Genomic DNA, 15,640 nt, shown 5'->3' on the forward strand with positions numbered 1-15,640 from the left:
GCAAAGCTTAAGTGAACATTAAAGGATGTCAATGTGCAGGTTCCGCGAGGGTCCACGAAACGCTCTGGACATGTGAGAGTGATTGAAGTCATGGCGCTCGCCGTACAACCCTTACGGGGTGTCATGAATGCGCCGTAGATTGCCTACCGAGTGTGAAAGAGAGTCCGGTCGGCTCTTCTCAGAGGGTCTGCCACTCGGCGAGCGTGAGTCCCGGGCCGTCCGTCTGCCGGGCCACTCGGGGTTCCCCACTGTCGTCGATCACGGCCATGACCACCCTCCCGAAGGCGTCCTCAGCCAGCGCCGGCGAGCCCGAACAGGACATTCCGGTGTCCGACCACCACATGCCGTTGCTCTCGCCCTCGGTCACTCCCACACCGATCACCGCTGTGCCGTTCGCCCCCCGGTGAGCCAGCAAGGTGCAGTCGTAGCCGTCCACGAACGCACGCACGGTCGAATGGGGACCGTCGCCCGGAGCCCCACCGAGCGGCATCGGCCAACCTCCGGCCCGGTACGCCACCACACCGAGGCCTCCGGGATCGGTCCAGTAGTAGGTGGTCCGGTCGGGACCCGTCTCCAGACCGGCCGCCGTGCCGGGGCACACCGCGAACCGTGAGGGCTGCGCTTCGCCCCATGGCCCGCCGGGCTTCTGCTGGCTCCAGTGCGCCGTACCCAGCTGCGTCGACGCGAAGATCTCGACCCGGTCCGTCGAGAGAGCGACGATCGTCGGAGCGGACTCGATGCCACTGCCCCCGAGGTCCTCCCAGGCCCGCCACTTACCGTCCGGCTGCTCACGGCGGAGAGCGAGACCGCCATGAGCGTTCGGCAGACAGATGTGCACTACGCCCGACGGCGTCACCACGCCGACCGGCACCCCGATCCCACGGGACGATTCCGCGTCCTTGTGCGGGTTGCCGAGGGAGCGCCACTGCGAGACCGGGCGGCCCGTCTGGTACTGGATGGCGTACATGATGTCGGCCACCGCCGACTTGCCGGCAGCACGCCGCTCGCGGCGGGCGATGAAATGCACATAGCCGTTGCTGTCCTGCACGAGAGACAGGTCGGTCAGATGCGGCGCCGCGAAGAACTCGGGACGAGTCCACCCTGGACCACCGGGGCTCTGTTCGGTCCATCGCTGCAGACCGCCCTCAGCCGAGGCGTACACCGTGAGCCGGCCATCCCTGCCCCGGGTGAGCCATGCGCCCCGAAGTGCACGAGAGCCGACGGAAGCCCTTGAGGTCTCACGAGTGCCGTGCTCCAGCATGGGTCTGCAGCCACCTTCCAGAACTGACATCCGACGACTCGCGCAGTATTTCGAATCTGCCACATCTTAAACCCCCGTATCCAAAGGCGTTCCAAACCTGTGGCCTGTCACAACGAAGCCTCGCCGAGATCCGGAAGTCGCCGGTCCACCGCACACCGCTTCACGCCACTCGTACGCACATCCGATCGACTGTCTATAGTTCACAGTCACCAGGAAAAGACGGACCGGCTCTTCCCCCCACCCGAGTCCACCCCACCCAGCCCTTCCGGGCGACGAGACAAGGGACTCGAGCAGGATGAGCCACGACGCCATGCCCCCGGGCCCGCGCGCCTCCCGACGAGCAGGAACTCCGCAGCAGGGCCGCAAGAAGGACCGCAAGCGCCACCGCGGCCTCAAGATCACGCTCGGCATTGTGCTCGTGCTGCTGCTCGCCGCCGGCGGCACCCTCTACTGGATGTACAGCCAGCTCGACGGGAACATCAAGGGCGTCGACATCAACAAGGCGCTCGGGGACGACCGCCCGGAGAAGCTGCCCACCAGCGGTCAGAATCTGCTGGTGCTCGGCTCCGACTCGCGGGCCGGTGCCGAGAACAAGGAGCTGGGGGGCGGCGGCAGCGTCAGCGGCGCCCGGTCCGACACCGCGATGGTGGTGCACATACCCGAGGGCCGGCAGAAGGCCGTCGCCGTGTCCATTCCGCGCGACACCCTCGTCACCCGGCCCGAGTGCACCAAGGCCGACGGTTCGACGACACCGTCCGCGAACCGTGTGATGTTCAACTCCGTCTACTCCCAGATCGGTCCGGCCTGTGTGGTCAAGACCGTCGAGAAGATGTCCGGGGTCCGGATCGACCACTACCTGGAGATCAACTTCGCCGGGTTCAAGGACCTGGTGGACGCCATCGGCGGGGTCACGGTCGATGTCCCGCAGGATATCCGCGACACGTCGTCCGGTCTCGACCTCACGGCAGGCCCGCACAAGCTCGACGGCACCCAGTCCCTCGCGTACGTCCGCACCCGGCACGGCATCGGCGACGGCAGCGACCTGGGCCGGATCGGGCTCCAGCAGCAGTTCCTCCTCGCGCTGCTGAGCGAGGTCAAGTCGCAGGATCTGCTGGGCAGCCCGACGAACTCGTACAAGATCGCCAACTCGGCCACCAAGTCGCTGACCACCGACTCCGGGCTCGCCTCGCTGAAGTCCCTCGCGGAGTTCGCCCGGTCGATGAACGGCGTGGACCCGAGCACGATGGAAACGATCATGCTTCCGGTCGCGTACGACAAGCAGGACCCCAACCGGGTGGTGGCGGCCCAGCCGCAGGCCGGTGACCTCTGGAAGGCGATCCGCAAGGACGGCACGATCCCGGAGTCGGCGAAGAAGTCCCCCGCCACCGGCGGCTGACGGACCGTGCGGCGGCCGGTGCGTGACACCCTTTTGGGATGCTGACCGAACGGACCCTGGTGATCGTGGACGCGGCCAATGTGGTCGGGTCGGTGCCGGACGGCTGGTGGCGGGACCGGCTCGGGGCAGCCGAACGGCTGCGGGACTCCCTGGTCCCGTTCGCCGCGGCCGGTCTGCCCGGGCATCCCGGCCCCGTCGAGCTGGTGCTGGTCGTCGAGGGCGCGGCCCGTGGCATCGCGTCGGTGCCGGGGGTACGGGTGGAGTCCGCGCCCGGCAGCGGGGACGACCGGATCGTCGACCTCGTCGTCGCCGAGGCGGCTCCGCCCGCGAACCGCGACTGTGTCGTGGTGACGGCCGACCGGGAGCTGCGGCAGCGGGTGGAGGCGTACGGGGCGCAGTGCACGGGCCCCCGTGCCGTACGGCCACTGCCGCCTCGCAAGGACTGACCTACGGCCGGCCGACGGCGTCATTGATGCGGCTGTGCCGGCGCCCGTACGAGAAGTAGATGATCACCCCGAGGGCCATCCAGATGGCGAACCGGAGCCATGTCTCCGCCGGCAGGTTGAGCATCAGCCACACCGAGGCGGCCACCGAGAGGACCGGGATCAGCGGCACCCACGGGGTGCGGAACGCGCGGTGGAGATCAGGACGGGTGCGGCGCAGCACGAGAACCCCCAGGGCGACCACCACGAACGCGAAGAGCGTGCCGATGTTCACCAGCGTCGCCAGCTCGTCGATGCTGGTGAAACCGGCCACGATCGCGATGATCACGCCGAGCAGGATGGTCGGGCGGTACGGGGTGCCGAACTTCGGGTGCGTCTTGGAGAAGAACCGCGGAAGCAGCCCGTCACGGCTCATCGCGAAGAACACCCGGGTCTGCCCCAGCAGCAGGATCATGCACACCGTCGTGAGGCCGACCGCGGCTCCGAAGCTGATGACGCCGGCGTAGAAGGGATGCCCGATGGCCTTGAAGGCGTCGGCCAGCGGGGCGCTCACGGACAGTTCGGTGTAGTGCTGCATGCCGGTGACCACCAGTGACACGGCAACGTAGAGCACCGTGCAGATGAAGAGCGAGGCGAGGATGCCCCGCGGCATGTCGCGCTGCGGGAGCTTGGTCTCCTCGGCGGCGGTGGCCACGACATCGAAGCCGATGAAGGCGAAGAAGACGATGGAGGCGGCGGTGAAGATGCCCAGGACGCCGAAGTTGGTCGGTTCGTAGCCGAACATCAGCTGGATCAGCGGCGCGTTCAGTCCTGAGCCGGTCGTCTGCGGCTCAGCCGGCGGGATGAAGGGTGAGTAGTTGGCGGCCTTGATGAAGAAGAGCCCCGCGATGATCACGATCAGGACGACGGCCACCTTGATGGCGACCACTACGGTCGTGACCCGGGCGGAGAGCTTCATACCGAGCACCAGGATGACGGTCAGGACGAGTACCAGGACGAAGGCCAGGATGTCGAAACCGAATCCTGCCGCCGCATCCGGCCCGGCGATCACGTCGGGCATGTCCCAGCCGACGTTGTCCATCAGCGAGCGGACGTAGCCGGACCAGCCGACAGCCACCACCGCCGTGCCGAGGGCGAATTCCAGCACGAGGTCCCAGCCGATGATCCAGGCGATCAGTTCGCCCAGCGAGGCGTACGCGAAGGTGTACGCGGACCCCGCGACCGGAACGGTGGAGGCGAACTCGGCGTAACAGAGTGCGGCAAGGGCGCAGACGATGGCGGCGGCCACGAAGGCGAGTGCGGTGGCAGGCCCCGCCGATTCCTTCGCGACCTTGCCGGTGAGGACGAAGATGCCGGTGCCGATGATGACGCCCACTCCGAAGACCGTGAGGTCCAGGGCGGAGAGGGACTTCTTGAGAGCGTGCTCCGGCTCCTCGGTGTCACGGATGGACTGTTCCACCGTCTTGGTCCGGAACAGCCCGCCTTTGGTGGGTGGTGTGTCCTGCTGCGCAGTCACCGGCGTACCTCCACGCACTCGTCGTGAACGCCATGATTGGGACATCGCAGGTGGAGCAGGGCTCCACATCGAGCGATTTCACGCGAATGGGCCGGTCGGACCACTCGTACAGGGTGGTCCGACCGGCCCATTGGCCGTATCGCTCGTCGCTCGTTCGGACCCGTGCGGGCACGGGTCCGTGTCGGGCGGATCAGTCCCGGGCGGGCTCGATCACGGAGGGCGTGCCGGCGTCGCTGTCGTAGCGGCCGTCCAGCTTGGCGACGAGACCGGTGACCTGCCGGGCGATGTCCGGCGCGGTCAGCCCGATCTCCGCCATGACCTCCTTGCGGGAGGCGTGGTCGAGGAAGCGCGGCGGGATACCGAAGTCGCGCAGCGGTACGTCGACTCCCGCGTCGCGCAGCGCCTGGGCGACGGCGGAGCCGACACCGCCGGCCCTGCTGTTGTCCTCGACGGTGACGACGACACGGTGCTGTTCGGCGAGCGGGGCCATGGCCTCGTCGACCGGCTTGACCCAGCGCGGGTCGACGACCGTCGTCGTGATGCCCTGGGCGTCCAGCAGATCGGCGATCTCCAGGCACATCGGGGCGAGCGCGCCGACGGAGACCAGGAGGACGTCCGGGCGGGCGGTGTCCGCCCTGCGGAGCACGTCCATGCCACCGACCCTGCCGACGGCCTTTACGGACGGGCCGACCGCACCCTTGGAGAAGCGGACCACGGTCGGGGCGTCGTCGACCTCGACGGCTTCGCGCAGCTGGGCGCGGACCTGGTCGGCGTCGCGCGGGGCGGCGATCCGCAGGTCCGGCACGCACTGCAGGATCGACATGTCCCACATACCGTTGTGCGAGGCGCCGTCGGTGCCGGTGATCCCCGCCCGGTCCAGGACGAACGTGACACCGCACTTGTGCAGGGCGACATCCATCAGGACCTGGTCGAAGGCCCGGTTGAGGAACGTGGCATACACCGCGAACACGGGGTGCAGTCCGCCGGTGGCGAGACCCGCCGCGGAGACCGCGCCGTGCTGCTCGGCGATGCCGACGTCGTAGATCCGGTCCGGGAATTCCTTCTCGAACTGGGTGAGGCCGACCGGCTGGAGCATGGCCGCGGTGATCGCGACGATGTCCTTGCGCTCCTTGCCGAGCTTGACCATCTCCTCACCGAAGACCGAGGTCCAGTCGAGGCCGGAGGTGGCGACGGGGAGGCCGGTGTCGGGGTGGATCTTGCCGACGGCGTGGAAACGGTCGGCCTCGTCGAGAAGGGCGGGGGTGTAGCCGCGGCCCTTCTCGGTGAGGCAGTGCACGATGACCGGCCCGCCGAAGCGCTTGGCCCGCTGCAGCGCGGACTCCAGGGCCTCGATGTCGTGGCCGTCGATCGGGCCGACGTACTTCAGGCCGAGGTCCTCGAACATGCCCTGCGGGGCGATGAAGTCCTTCAGCCCCTTCTTGGCGCCGTGCAGCGTCTCGTACAGCGGCTTCCCGACGACGGGGGTCCGCTCCAGGATGTCCTTGCCACGGGCCAGGAAGCGCTCGTAGCCGTCCGTGGTACGCAGGGTGGCGAGGTGGTTGGCGAGGCCGCCGATGGTCGGGGCGTAGGAGCGCTCGTTGTCGTTGACGACGATGACGAGCGGGCGGTCCTTGGCGGCGGCGATGTTGTTCAGCGCCTCCCAGGCCATACCGCCGGTGAGAGCGCCGTCACCGATGACCGCGACGACGTGGTCGTCCTTCTTCAGCACCTCGTTGGCCTTGGCGAGGCCGTCGGCCCAGCCGAGGACGGTGGAGGCGTGCGAGTTCTCGATGATGTCGTGGTCGGACTCTGCGCGCGAGGGGTAGCCGGACAGGCCGCCCTTGCTCTTGAGCTTCGAGAAGTCCTGGCGACCGGTGAGGAGCTTGTGTACGTAGCTCTGGTGGCCGGTGTCGAAGAGCACCTTGTCCTTCGGCGAATCGAAGACCCGGTGCAGGGCGATGGTCAGCTCGACCACACCCAGGTTGGGGCCGAGATGGCCGCCGGTCTTGGAGACTGCGTCGACGAGGAAGGTCCGGATCTCCTCGGCGAGCTGTTCCAGCTGCTCAGGACTGAGCCGGTCCAGGTCGCGCGGTCCCCCGATGCGGGTCAGCAGGGCCACCCGTGCCTCCTTGCGTTTGAGCTGGTCGAGCATGCCGATCCGCTGAGTCTAATGTTCCGTCCGGGGCCCCGGTCATCGGGCGGTGTTTTCGGGTGCGGATCGGTGCGTGCGTACATACGAACACGCAGGTGCCCGGCACCACGAAGGGTGCCGGGCACAGGCGCGGGTACCGCGGTCAGGCGCGGCCCGCCGTCTTCTGGGTCTTGCGCGAGACCGAGTCGATGATCACGGCGATGAGGAGTACTCCGCCGGTGATCATGTACTGGATCGCGTTCGACGACAGGTTCATCTGGTTGAGGCCCTGGACGATCGACTGGATGACCAGGATGCCCAGCAGCGCGGACCAGACCTTGCCGCGTCCGCCGAACAGGGACGTACCGCCGATGACGGCTGCGGCGATGCACATCATGAGCTGGTTGCCGCCACCGAGCGAACGGTCGGCGCCGCCGGTCGCGGAGGCCAGGAAGAGACCGCCGACCGCACCGAGCGTGCCGGAGATCATGAACACCGAGATGCGGATCCAGGACACGTTGATACCGGCACGACGCGCTGCCTCGATGCCACCGCCGACCGCGAAGATCTGACGGCCGTAGGTGGTGCGGCGCAGAACGAAGTCGGTGAAGACCAGGATCGCGAGGAAGATCACCAGGGAGAGCGGGAGGCCCTGCTCCTGGTTGAACGCATACGCGGCGAGGAGGCACAGGACGGCGATCAGCACGGTGCGCAGGATGATCTCGCTCTGCGGGCGGTGCGGCAGCTCTGCGGCCTTGCGGCGGCTCGAGTCGCGCAGCTGCGTGAGGTAGAAGGCGACGATCACGACCACGGCGAGACCGTAGGCGGCGGCGACGTCGGCGAAGTAGTAGCTGGTCAGGTCGCGGACGAAGCTGCCGAGCGGGGTGGTGATGGTGGACTTGTCGCCCATCACCCAGGTCTGCAGACCGGCCCAGCCCAGGAAGCCTGCCAGCGTCACGACGAACGCGGGCACGCCGATCTTGGCGAAGACGATGCCGTGGAAGGCGCCGATGACCGTGCCGGACAGGATGCCGACCACGATGGCGAGGGAGTCGGGCATGTCCGTGCCGAGCACGGCCCACACCGAACCCGCGAGACCCGCGACGGAACCGACCGCGAGGTCGATCTCGCCGAGCAGCAGTACGAAGACGATACCCACGGCCATGATGCCGGGGCCCGCCGCGTACAGCGTGATCTGGTCGAGGTTGTACGAGGTGAGGAAGTTGCCGGTCTCGGCCTGGAAGACGATCCCGATGACGATCAGGCCCACCACGACAGGCAGCGAGCCGATCTCGCCCGAGCGCACCTTGCGCTTGAACTCGGTCCAGTAGCCCTTGAAGCCCTGCTCACGGATGAGCAGGCGGGGGTCGACGACCTTGACTGCGCCGGCCGCTGCTACGGGAGCCTCGGTGGCCTTTGCCTGGGCCGGGACCTCGGCCGAAGTCTTGCTGATCTTGCTCACTTGGATGCCTCCGCGCTGCGGGACTTGCGACGGGTCACGGCGTTGTCCGTGGCGCCCGTGATCGCGGCGATGATTTCTTCGTGGCTGGTCGTCGCCACGGGGAAGATGCCGTTGTTGTGGCCGAGTCGCAGCACGGCGACCTTGTCGGCGACAGCCTTCACATCGGCCATGTTGTGGCTGATGAGGATGACGCCGAGGTTCTGCTCGCGCAGCCGCTCCACCAGGTCGAGGACCTGTGCGGTCTGCTCGACGCCGAGGGCCGCGGTGGGCTCGTCCAGGATCACGATCTTGGGGTTGCCGACCAGGGCACGGGCGATGGCCACGACCTGGCGCTGGCCGCCGGAGAGCGCGGCAACCGGGATACGGACGCTGGGGATACGGATGGAGAGCGTGGACAGGAGGTCCTGTGCCCGCTTCTCCATGGCGACCTCGTCGAGGACGCCACCCTTCTTGATCTCGCGACCGAGGAAGAGGTTGGCGACGACATCCAGGTTGTCGCAGAGCGCAAGGTCCTGGTAGACGGTGGCGACGCCGAGGTTCTGGGCGTCGTGCGGACGGTTGATGTCCACCTTCGCGCCCTCCCACTCGATGACGCCCTCATCGATGGGGTGCACGCCGGCGATCGTCTTGACCAGCGTGGACTTTCCTGCACCGTTGTCGCCGACCAGGGCGACCACTTCTCCGGCGTGGACTTCGAGATCGACACCGGAGAGGACCTGGACCGCTCCGAATCGCTTGAAGACTCCACGCAACGCCAGCACGGGCGTCTGTGACACGTGAACCATCTCCTTCGCCGCCTGACCGGCGGGGATGTGCCGCCTGACCGGCGGAGACGCCGCGCCACGAGGGGCAGCGTCGATGTACTGGAAGTACTGGGGGAAGAATGTCCGGCACCCGGCCGGCAGCGGGGTGTGGGCCGGCCGGGGCCGGACAGTCATGGGGCGGGCGGACTCCGGCGTGCGGCGCGGATCAAACCCGTACGCGCCAGGGCCTGTTGGCCCTGGCGCGAGGAGGGACTACTTGATGCCCAGTGCGGTGCACTTGGCGGCGATGTCCTTGACGCAGATCGCGGAGGCCTGGTAGATGCCGTCCTTGACCACGGTGGACTCGATGTTGTCCTTGTTCACCACGGTCGGCTCGAGCAGCGTGGAGGGAACGCCGTCCGTCTTGCCCGAGGCGCCGATGTCCTTGCCCTGGAGCAGGTTGACAGCGAACTGGGCGGCCGTCGGGGCGAGCTGCTTCGGCGACTTGTAGATCGTGAAGGTCTGCGTACCGGCGATGATCCGCTGGATACCGGGGAGCTCGGCGTCCTGGCCACCCACCGGGATGTCCTTGATGCCGGCGTTGCTCAGGGACGTGATGATGCCGCCCGCCATGCCGTCGTTGGCGGAGTAGACCGCGTTGATCTTGCCCTTGCCGACCGAGGAGATCGCGGCGGTCATCTTCTCGCCGGCGATCTTCGGGTCCCACTCGCCGGACGCCTCGTAGGCAATCTTGATCTTGCCGTCGAGGGCCTCGTGAGCACCCTTCTTGAACAGGCCGGCGTTCGGGTCCTTCTCGTCACCGTTGATCATGACGAGGTTGGAGCCGGCCGCCTTGGAGCCGAGGGCGTCGAGGACGGCCTGGCCCTGGAGCTTGCCGATCTTCTCGTTGTCGTGGCTGACGTAGGCGTCGGCACCGACGATGGCGCGGTCGTACGCGACGACCTTGACGCCCTTCTTGTGTGCGTCGGCAACCCACGCGGCGGACTTCTCGGCGTCGACGGAGGAGATCGCGATGACCTTGATGCCGTCGGCTATCTGCTGCTCGAACTGCTGCTTCTGCTGGCCGACATCACCGGCCGCGTTGTTGTAGACAACCTCGCAGTCCGCGCAGTCCTTCTTGACCGCTTCGATGAACAGCGGCTTGTCCAGCGTCTCGTAGCGAGCGGTCTTGTTCTCCGGGAGCAGCAGACCGATCTTGGTCTTGCTGCCCGAGTCCGCCGAGCCCTTCTTGTCGTCGCCCGCCTTGCCACAGGCAGCGAGGGAGACGGCCATCGAAACTGCGGCCGTGCCTATGACGATGCGTCGCGTCATTGCGTTCATTGCGGGTGTGCCTCCCTGACGAGGCCGCAGCGTTGCGGCCGAGGTGGCTGGAAGTCAACTCGGCTGCGAAGCCGACGTCAAGGAGTAAATCCTTAACGAGATGACAACGGTGCCATTCGTTATCTAAGTGAAGGCAGGGGTCGTCGTCGGGAGAGTGCTCTCCAAAAGGGTCGAATCCCCCATTTCGCTCAGCACCAGGGCCAGCGCACCCAGCACCTCCGCCCGAGCTCCCAGCGCTCCGGGAAGCACCGAGAGCTGCCTTCCGGCACTGGGAATGGCGTAGCGCGACACCGAGTCGCGGATCGGCGCGAGCACCAGTTCGCCGGCCTCGGCGAGGGACCCGCCGAGGACCACTCGGCTCGGGTTGAGCAGGTTGCACAGGTTGGCGACACCGCTGCCGATGTGCCGTCCGACGTCCCCGATCACCCGGCGGCAGCCCGGATCGCCCTCCCGCGCCAGCTGGACCACGCGTTCCATCGTGAGATCGGGCCCGTGGCTCGGCCTGAGCAGGGGCAGGACGTACCGCGCGGCCGTGAAGGTCTCCAGGCAGCCCCGGTTGCCGCAGCGGCACACCGGGCCCGATTCGTCGAGCGTGATGTGCCCGATCTCGCCGGCCGTGCCGCCCGGCCCCCGGTAGATGTGCCCGTCGATCACCAGACCGGCGCCGACACCGCTCGCGACCTTGATGTACGCCAGATCCTTGACGCCCCGGCCGCTCCCCCAGACCAGCTCGCCCAGCGCCCCGAGATTGGCGTCGTTGTCGACGTACACGGGCACGCCGAGCCGCGCGGCGAGCTCCTCGCTCGGGTTGATGCCCGTCCAGCCCGGCAGGATCGACGTGGAGCCCAGCGTGCCGGACTCCACATCGATCGGGCCGGGAACGCCGAGGCCCACGCCGATCACCTTGCCCGGGCTGATGCCGGTCGTCTCGATCAGCCGGTTGACCAGCTGTTCCGCCCGTCCGAAGCCCTGCGCCGACGAGGCGTCGACGTCCAGCGGCTCGGACTCCTCGGCGAGCACCTGGTGGGCGAGGTTGCCGACCGCCACCCGCAGATGCGTATGGCCGAAGTCGACTCCGATCACGATGCCCGCGTCACCGCTGAGCGAGACGCTGCGCGCCCGGCGGCCACCCGCCGAGGTGGGGGTCACCTCTACGGTGCCGCCGTCCTTCAGTTCGCGAACGATATTGGAGACCGTTGCCGCGGAGAGGCCCGTGCTTCTGGCGATCTCCGCCTGGGTGAGCGAACCCGCCATACGCACGGCACGCACGACCCGCTCAAGGTTGGCGCGATGCAGAGATGTCTGCGACCCCGGAGTCTCCATCGACTCTCTCACTCCTGCCAGTTTCTCCAACATGTGAACTCTAAGCTGACCTTTTTGGGGCGCTCCCCGTCAAGACCTTGAGCAGTGGGAGCCTCGGATGAGCGGGCTGCCCCGGACGGAACGGCCGCGGAAATCAGACGAAACCGCCTGCCGGCACAGGGCCGGCAGGCGGTTTCGTCTGCGTACGGGGGCGGGCCCGCTACTTCACCGCTCCCGCGGTCAGGCCCGCGACGACCTGACGCTGGAAGATGATGTAGGCCGCAAGGACCGGCAGCATCGCCATCACCAGACCGGCGAAGAGACCGGACCAGTCACCCTTGTAGCCCTGGCTGTTGGCCAGTTCGACCAACCCCTGGGAGAGCACCCGGTACTTCGGATCGGTGTTGAGCACCGTGGGCAGCATGTACTGGTTCCACTGCCCCAGGAAGTTGAAAATGCCGACGCTGATCAGGCCGGGCTTCGCCATCGGCAGCATCACCTGGAAGAACGTCCGGGTGTGCGACGCCCCGTCGATCATCGCCGCTTCCGCCACCGAGCTCGGCAGCGTCCGGAAGAACGAGGTGAGGAAGAAGACCGTGAACGGCAGCGAGTACGCGATATAGACCAGGATCAGTCCGTGTCGCGTGTTCAGCAGGCCCATGTTGTTCATCACGAAGAACAGCGGGACCAGCGCCAGGATGATCGGGAAGCTCATGCCGCCGATGAACAGGTAGTACAGGAAGCGGTTCCCCGGGAAGTCGAACCGGGCCAGTACGTACGCCGCCATGGAACCGAGCAGCAGCGTGCCGACGAGCGAGCCGCCCACCACGATGACCGTGTTGAAGAAGTAATCGCTCATGTGCGCCTGGCTCCAGGCGCGCGACCAGTTCTCGAAGTGAAGCTTGTCGGGGAGCGCCCACGGCGTCGACAGGATCGAGTCGTCCGTCTTGAAGGACGCCATCACCGCCCAGAGGAGCGGCATGACGACCAGGATCGCCCAGATGATCAGCACACCGTGCGAGAAGACGTTGAGGACCGTGCCCTCGCTGCTCTTCTCCTTCTTGCCGCCGGGCACGGTCACTGTGGACACGGGCACGCGGTCCGCCGCAGGCGCGGGAGGGGTGTCAGTGGTCTTCATCAGAACTCCAGCCGCTCGCGCCGGCCCAGTCGCATCACGATGGCGGCGAAGGCCATGGTGACGATGAGCAGTCCGACACCGATCGTTGTTGCGTATCCTGCCTGGCCGTCACGGAAAGCGGTCTGGTACACGTACAGCGGCAGGACCGTGGTCGAGTAGTCGGGACCACCGGGACCCACGGTCATGACCTGTACGGCTGTGAAAGCCTCCACGCCGAGCGCCAGGATTCCCATGTAGACCCAGCCCGACTGCACCGTGTCCCAGAGCAGCGGCAGGGTGATCCGGAAGAACGTCGTGAAACGGTTGGCCCCGTCGAGGAGCGCCGCCTCGTAGAAGTCCTTCGGGATGGACGCCATTCCGGCGGAGAACAGCACGACGAAGAATCCGACCGTCGACCAGATCAGTACCGACATGACGCAGACGAGCGCGAGACTCGGATCCCCCAGCCAGTCCGGCTGGACGGAGCCGAGGCCGATCCCCTTCAGCGTCGCATTCAGCATCCCGTCGCGGGGGTTGAAAGCAAATTGGAAGAGCAGGGCGACAATGACGATCGAGAGCACCTGGGGGAAGAAATAGGCGATCTTGTAGAAGCCCGAGCCCCGCACGCCGGCGACCGTGGCGTTCTTGCGCCGCCGGCCGCCGACATTGAGCATGAAGGCGAAGAAAAGCGCCAGGCCCAGCGTCACCAGCGGCAGCAGCAGTACAAGCAACACGCTGTGCTGCAACGACTTCCAGAAGATGTCGTCCTTCAGCATCCTGGTGTAGTTGTCGAACCCGACCATCTTGAAGTCCGGGCTCAGACCGGTCCAGTCCGTGAACGAGTAGTAGATGGACTGGATGAACGGCCAAATGACGAAGACCGCGTACAACGCCAGTGGGACGATCAAGAACCCCACAATGAACCGGTACTTGCCGTGCTGCATCGTTTACCGACCCCGATCTTTCCGCGGGTGCCGCCGCTGGTGACGGTTGCTCACTGGTGCTTGTAGTGCTTGATGGACTGGTCCTTGGCCGCCGCGTCCGCGAAGGCCTGGATCTTCTTGATGGCTTCCGCCGGGGTCGCGCGGCCCGCCATCATCTCGCCGATGCCGGCGACGCCGATCTGCTCCTTCTGGAGCTTCACGTACCAGTCCTGCAGACGCGGGTTCACCACGTTGTCGCCGGCCTTCTTCAGCGCGTCGACGCCGGCCTGCATGGCCGTGGACAGGGTCAGACCGTCGGTGCCACCGTTGAAGGCGCTCAGGGACTTGACCTGCTTGGTGAAGTTCTTCGAGGACTCCTCGGAGAGCATGATGCGCAGCTGCTCCATGCCGCCCTCGGGGTTCTTCGCCTTGGCCGGGACGACGAAGGGCTCACCGCCGGAGGCCCAGATGGTGCCGAACGGCATCTTGTCGGACGAGTCCAGGCTGGACGGCGCCGAGACCATCATCTTGAAGTCCTTGGGCGTGGTGGGCGCCGCCTCGTTCTCCACCCACGAACCGTTCGGGATGAAGAGCGCCTTGCCCTTGGTCCACTCGGTCTGCGACTGGATGTGGGTCAGACCCGGGGTGCCCTTGAGGATGTACCCCTTCTTGTACAGCTCGTAGTACGCCTCGAACGCCGCCTTGACCGCGGGGTCCTTCCAGGCGTTCGGCTCCAGGTTGTCGATCTTGTCGAGAACCTCCCGGCCGCCGATCTTGCCGATGAACGGGTAGAGCGAGAACGGCAGGTAGTAGGGGTACTTACCGGCGTACGTCCAGCCGGCGATGCCCTTCTTCTTCGCCTTCTCGCAGAGGGCGAGCATGTCGTCCCAGTTCTCGGGGTACTGCGCGTCGAGGTTGTCGAGCGCGGTCTGCGAGTACCAGACGCCGTAGACCGTGTACGCGTAGTACATGATCCAGACCGGGTCGCCGTCGAACTGGCCCATCTCCAGGACACCGGGGCGCAGCGTGTCGCGGACCTTCTTGCTCGGGTCGTCGATGGACGGGGCGTCCATCAGCGGCGTCAGGTCGAGCAGCTGCTTCTTGCCGACGAGGACACCCATGTCCATCTGCTCGGCGCCCGAGTTGTCGATCAGGTCCGGCGGGGTGCCGCCGTTGAAGCGCGGCTGCAGCTGCGACTGGATCTTCTGGGTCGCGGTGTGCTTGACCTTCGGGGCCTTCGGGAAGGCCGCGTTGTACTTCTTCTCCGCGTCGATCGCGTACTGCTGGCCGAAACCGCCATCGAAGATGACGACATCGAGGGCAGCGGTCTCGTTGACGCCGAGCGGGTTCTTGGCGCTCGTCTTGCCCTTCTTGACCGAGTCGTCAGTGCCGCTGTCGCTACTCGCACACGCCGACAGGAAGCTCATTGTCGGAACGGTGATCAGACCGAGTGCGGCAGACCGCTTGATCACGTCGCGACGGCCAAGGCCCTCATTCTTGTGGGCGGAGGTGGATCCCATGCTCAAGTCCTCGCCTTCTCCAGGACTCAGGCGGTGTGTACCGGTCGCCCGTCGAAATTCGCCTCAGGCGAAGGGCCCCGCCACCGCGGTCAGTTGCGCTTGGGTCGTGCTGATTTGCAGGCTAGCCAGATGCAGTGCGGGATTCCGGAGATCGAACCGATGGATGCAGCGATGGCGCCCCCCGGCCGTTCCCCCCGGCCCCCCTTGTCCGCGTCCGCGTAGAAAACGGCGGGGCAGACGCCGACAGGTATAGTCCACTTGCAGCCAACTGAGCAAGATCGAATGCAGGTTTGAGCGGCAGTCTTTCCCGAGTTGAGACCTCGCGGATACATGGGCCCTGCACGCCCTCGTCCGGGTGTAACGATTTCCGCAATACGGTCGATTCACCCGCGCGTCCGCGTACAACACCCTTGACACATCAAGCCACTTGCCTCCCTACTGGATCCTGCACATCGCCCTGACAACGTTGTCCAGTGCGCTTCCTC

12 protein-coding genes are annotated in these 15,640 nt (G+C 66.7%); 2 read left to right on the forward strand and 10 right to left on the reverse strand.

From position 1 onward, the window contains the following. Positions 1-178: 178 nt before the first annotated feature. Positions 179-1,162 carry a hypothetical protein gene (locus OHB49_RS10640; RefSeq protein ID WP_037853834.1) on the reverse strand — a complete coding sequence of 328 codons (984 nt, stop codon included), beginning with the start codon at positions 1,160-1,162 and terminating at the stop codon, positions 179-181. A 394-nt stretch (positions 1,163-1,556) separates the two neighbouring features. On the opposite strand from OHB49_RS10640, the gene OHB49_RS10645 reads away from it, so the two are divergent. Next, positions 1,557-2,657: an LCP family protein gene (locus tag OHB49_RS10645; protein ID WP_030979324.1), complete on the forward strand. Its 1,101-nt coding sequence runs from the start codon at positions 1,557-1,559 to the stop codon at positions 2,655-2,657. A gap of 38 nt (positions 2,658-2,695) precedes the next feature. Beyond that, positions 2,696-3,103: an NTP pyrophosphohydrolase gene (locus OHB49_RS10650; RefSeq protein WP_329159754.1), complete on the forward strand. Its 408-nt coding sequence runs from the start codon at positions 2,696-2,698 to the stop codon at positions 3,101-3,103. Position 3,104: 1 nt separating this feature from the next. Here the strand turns inward: OHB49_RS10650 and OHB49_RS10655 are convergent, their stop codons facing one another. From OHB49_RS10655 to ngcE, 9 genes are all read right to left on the reverse strand, one after another. Next, positions 3,105-4,616 (reverse strand): amino acid permease, encoded by a 1,512-nt coding sequence (locus OHB49_RS10655; RefSeq protein WP_030979328.1) that lies wholly within the window; start codon positions 4,614-4,616, stop codon positions 3,105-3,107. A gap of 190 nt (positions 4,617-4,806) precedes the next feature. After that, entirely contained in the window at positions 4,807-6,735 is a 1,929-nt protein-coding gene (gene dxs, locus OHB49_RS10660; RefSeq protein WP_030979329.1) for a 1-deoxy-D-xylulose-5-phosphate synthase, read from the reverse strand. A gap of 175 nt (positions 6,736-6,910) precedes the next feature. Next, positions 6,911-8,209, reverse strand: coding sequence for a sugar ABC transporter permease (locus OHB49_RS10665; protein WP_329159755.1), 1,299 nt, complete (start codon positions 8,207-8,209; stop codon positions 6,911-6,913). Further along, positions 8,206-8,994, reverse strand: coding sequence for an ATP-binding cassette domain-containing protein (locus tag OHB49_RS10670; RefSeq protein WP_030979331.1), 789 nt, complete (start codon positions 8,992-8,994; stop codon positions 8,206-8,208). Before OHB49_RS10670 ends, OHB49_RS10665 begins: the two co-directional genes overlap by 4 nt. 231 nt (positions 8,995-9,225) lie before the next feature. Then, a complete protein-coding gene (locus tag OHB49_RS10675; RefSeq protein ID WP_383373737.1) occupies positions 9,226-10,293 on the reverse strand; it encodes a sugar ABC transporter substrate-binding protein in 1,068 nt (355 codons plus the stop codon). 123 nt (positions 10,294-10,416) lie between these two features. Then, complete coding sequence (locus OHB49_RS10680; protein WP_030979334.1) at positions 10,417-11,616, reverse strand: ROK family transcriptional regulator; 1,200 nt, start codon at positions 11,614-11,616, stop codon at positions 10,417-10,419. 199 nt (positions 11,617-11,815) lie between these two features. Next, complete coding sequence (locus tag OHB49_RS10685; protein WP_329159757.1) at positions 11,816-12,733, reverse strand: carbohydrate ABC transporter permease; 918 nt, start codon at positions 12,731-12,733, stop codon at positions 11,816-11,818. Further along, positions 12,733-13,656, reverse strand: a complete 924-nt coding sequence (locus OHB49_RS10690) for a carbohydrate ABC transporter permease (RefSeq protein ID WP_329159759.1) — start codon at positions 13,654-13,656, stop codon at positions 12,733-12,735. Before OHB49_RS10690 ends, OHB49_RS10685 begins: the two co-directional genes overlap by 1 nt. 50 nt (positions 13,657-13,706) lie before the next feature. Further along, positions 13,707-15,155 (reverse strand): N-acetylglucosamine/diacetylchitobiose ABC transporter substrate-binding protein, encoded by a 1,449-nt coding sequence (gene ngcE, locus OHB49_RS10695; RefSeq protein WP_329159761.1) that lies wholly within the window; start codon positions 15,153-15,155, stop codon positions 13,707-13,709. Positions 15,156-15,640 lie beyond the last annotated feature (485 nt).

Origin of the sequence: Streptomyces sp. NBC_01717 (genome assembly GCF_036248255.1) — a bacterium.
Taxonomy (GTDB): Bacteria; Actinomycetota; Actinomycetes; order Streptomycetales; family Streptomycetaceae; genus Streptomyces.

Coding starts and splice junctions, on each gene's coding strand:
- OHB49_RS10645 (WP_030979324.1), top strand. CDS start 1,557: ATGAGCCACGACGCCATGCCCCCGGGCCCGCGCGCCTCCCGACGAGCA.
- OHB49_RS10650 (WP_329159754.1), top strand. CDS start 2,696: ATGCTGACCGAACGGACCCTGGTGATCGTGGACGCGGCCAATGTGGTC.
- OHB49_RS10670 (WP_030979331.1), bottom strand. CDS start 8,994: ATGGTTCACGTGTCACAGACGCCCGTGCTGGCGTTGCGTGGAGTCTTC.
- OHB49_RS10675 (WP_383373737.1), bottom strand. CDS start 10,293: ATGAACGCAATGACGCGACGCATCGTCATAGGCACGGCCGCAGTTTCG.
- OHB49_RS10680 (WP_030979334.1), bottom strand. CDS start 11,616: ATGGAGACTCCGGGGTCGCAGACATCTCTGCATCGCGCCAACCTTGAG.
- OHB49_RS10685 (WP_329159757.1), bottom strand. CDS start 12,733: ATGAAGACCACTGACACCCCTCCCGCGCCTGCGGCGGACCGCGTGCCC.
- OHB49_RS10690 (WP_329159759.1), bottom strand. CDS start 13,656: ATGCAGCACGGCAAGTACCGGTTCATTGTGGGGTTCTTGATCGTCCCA.
- ngcE (WP_329159761.1), bottom strand. CDS start 15,155: ATGGGATCCACCTCCGCCCACAAGAATGAGGGCCTTGGCCGTCGCGAC.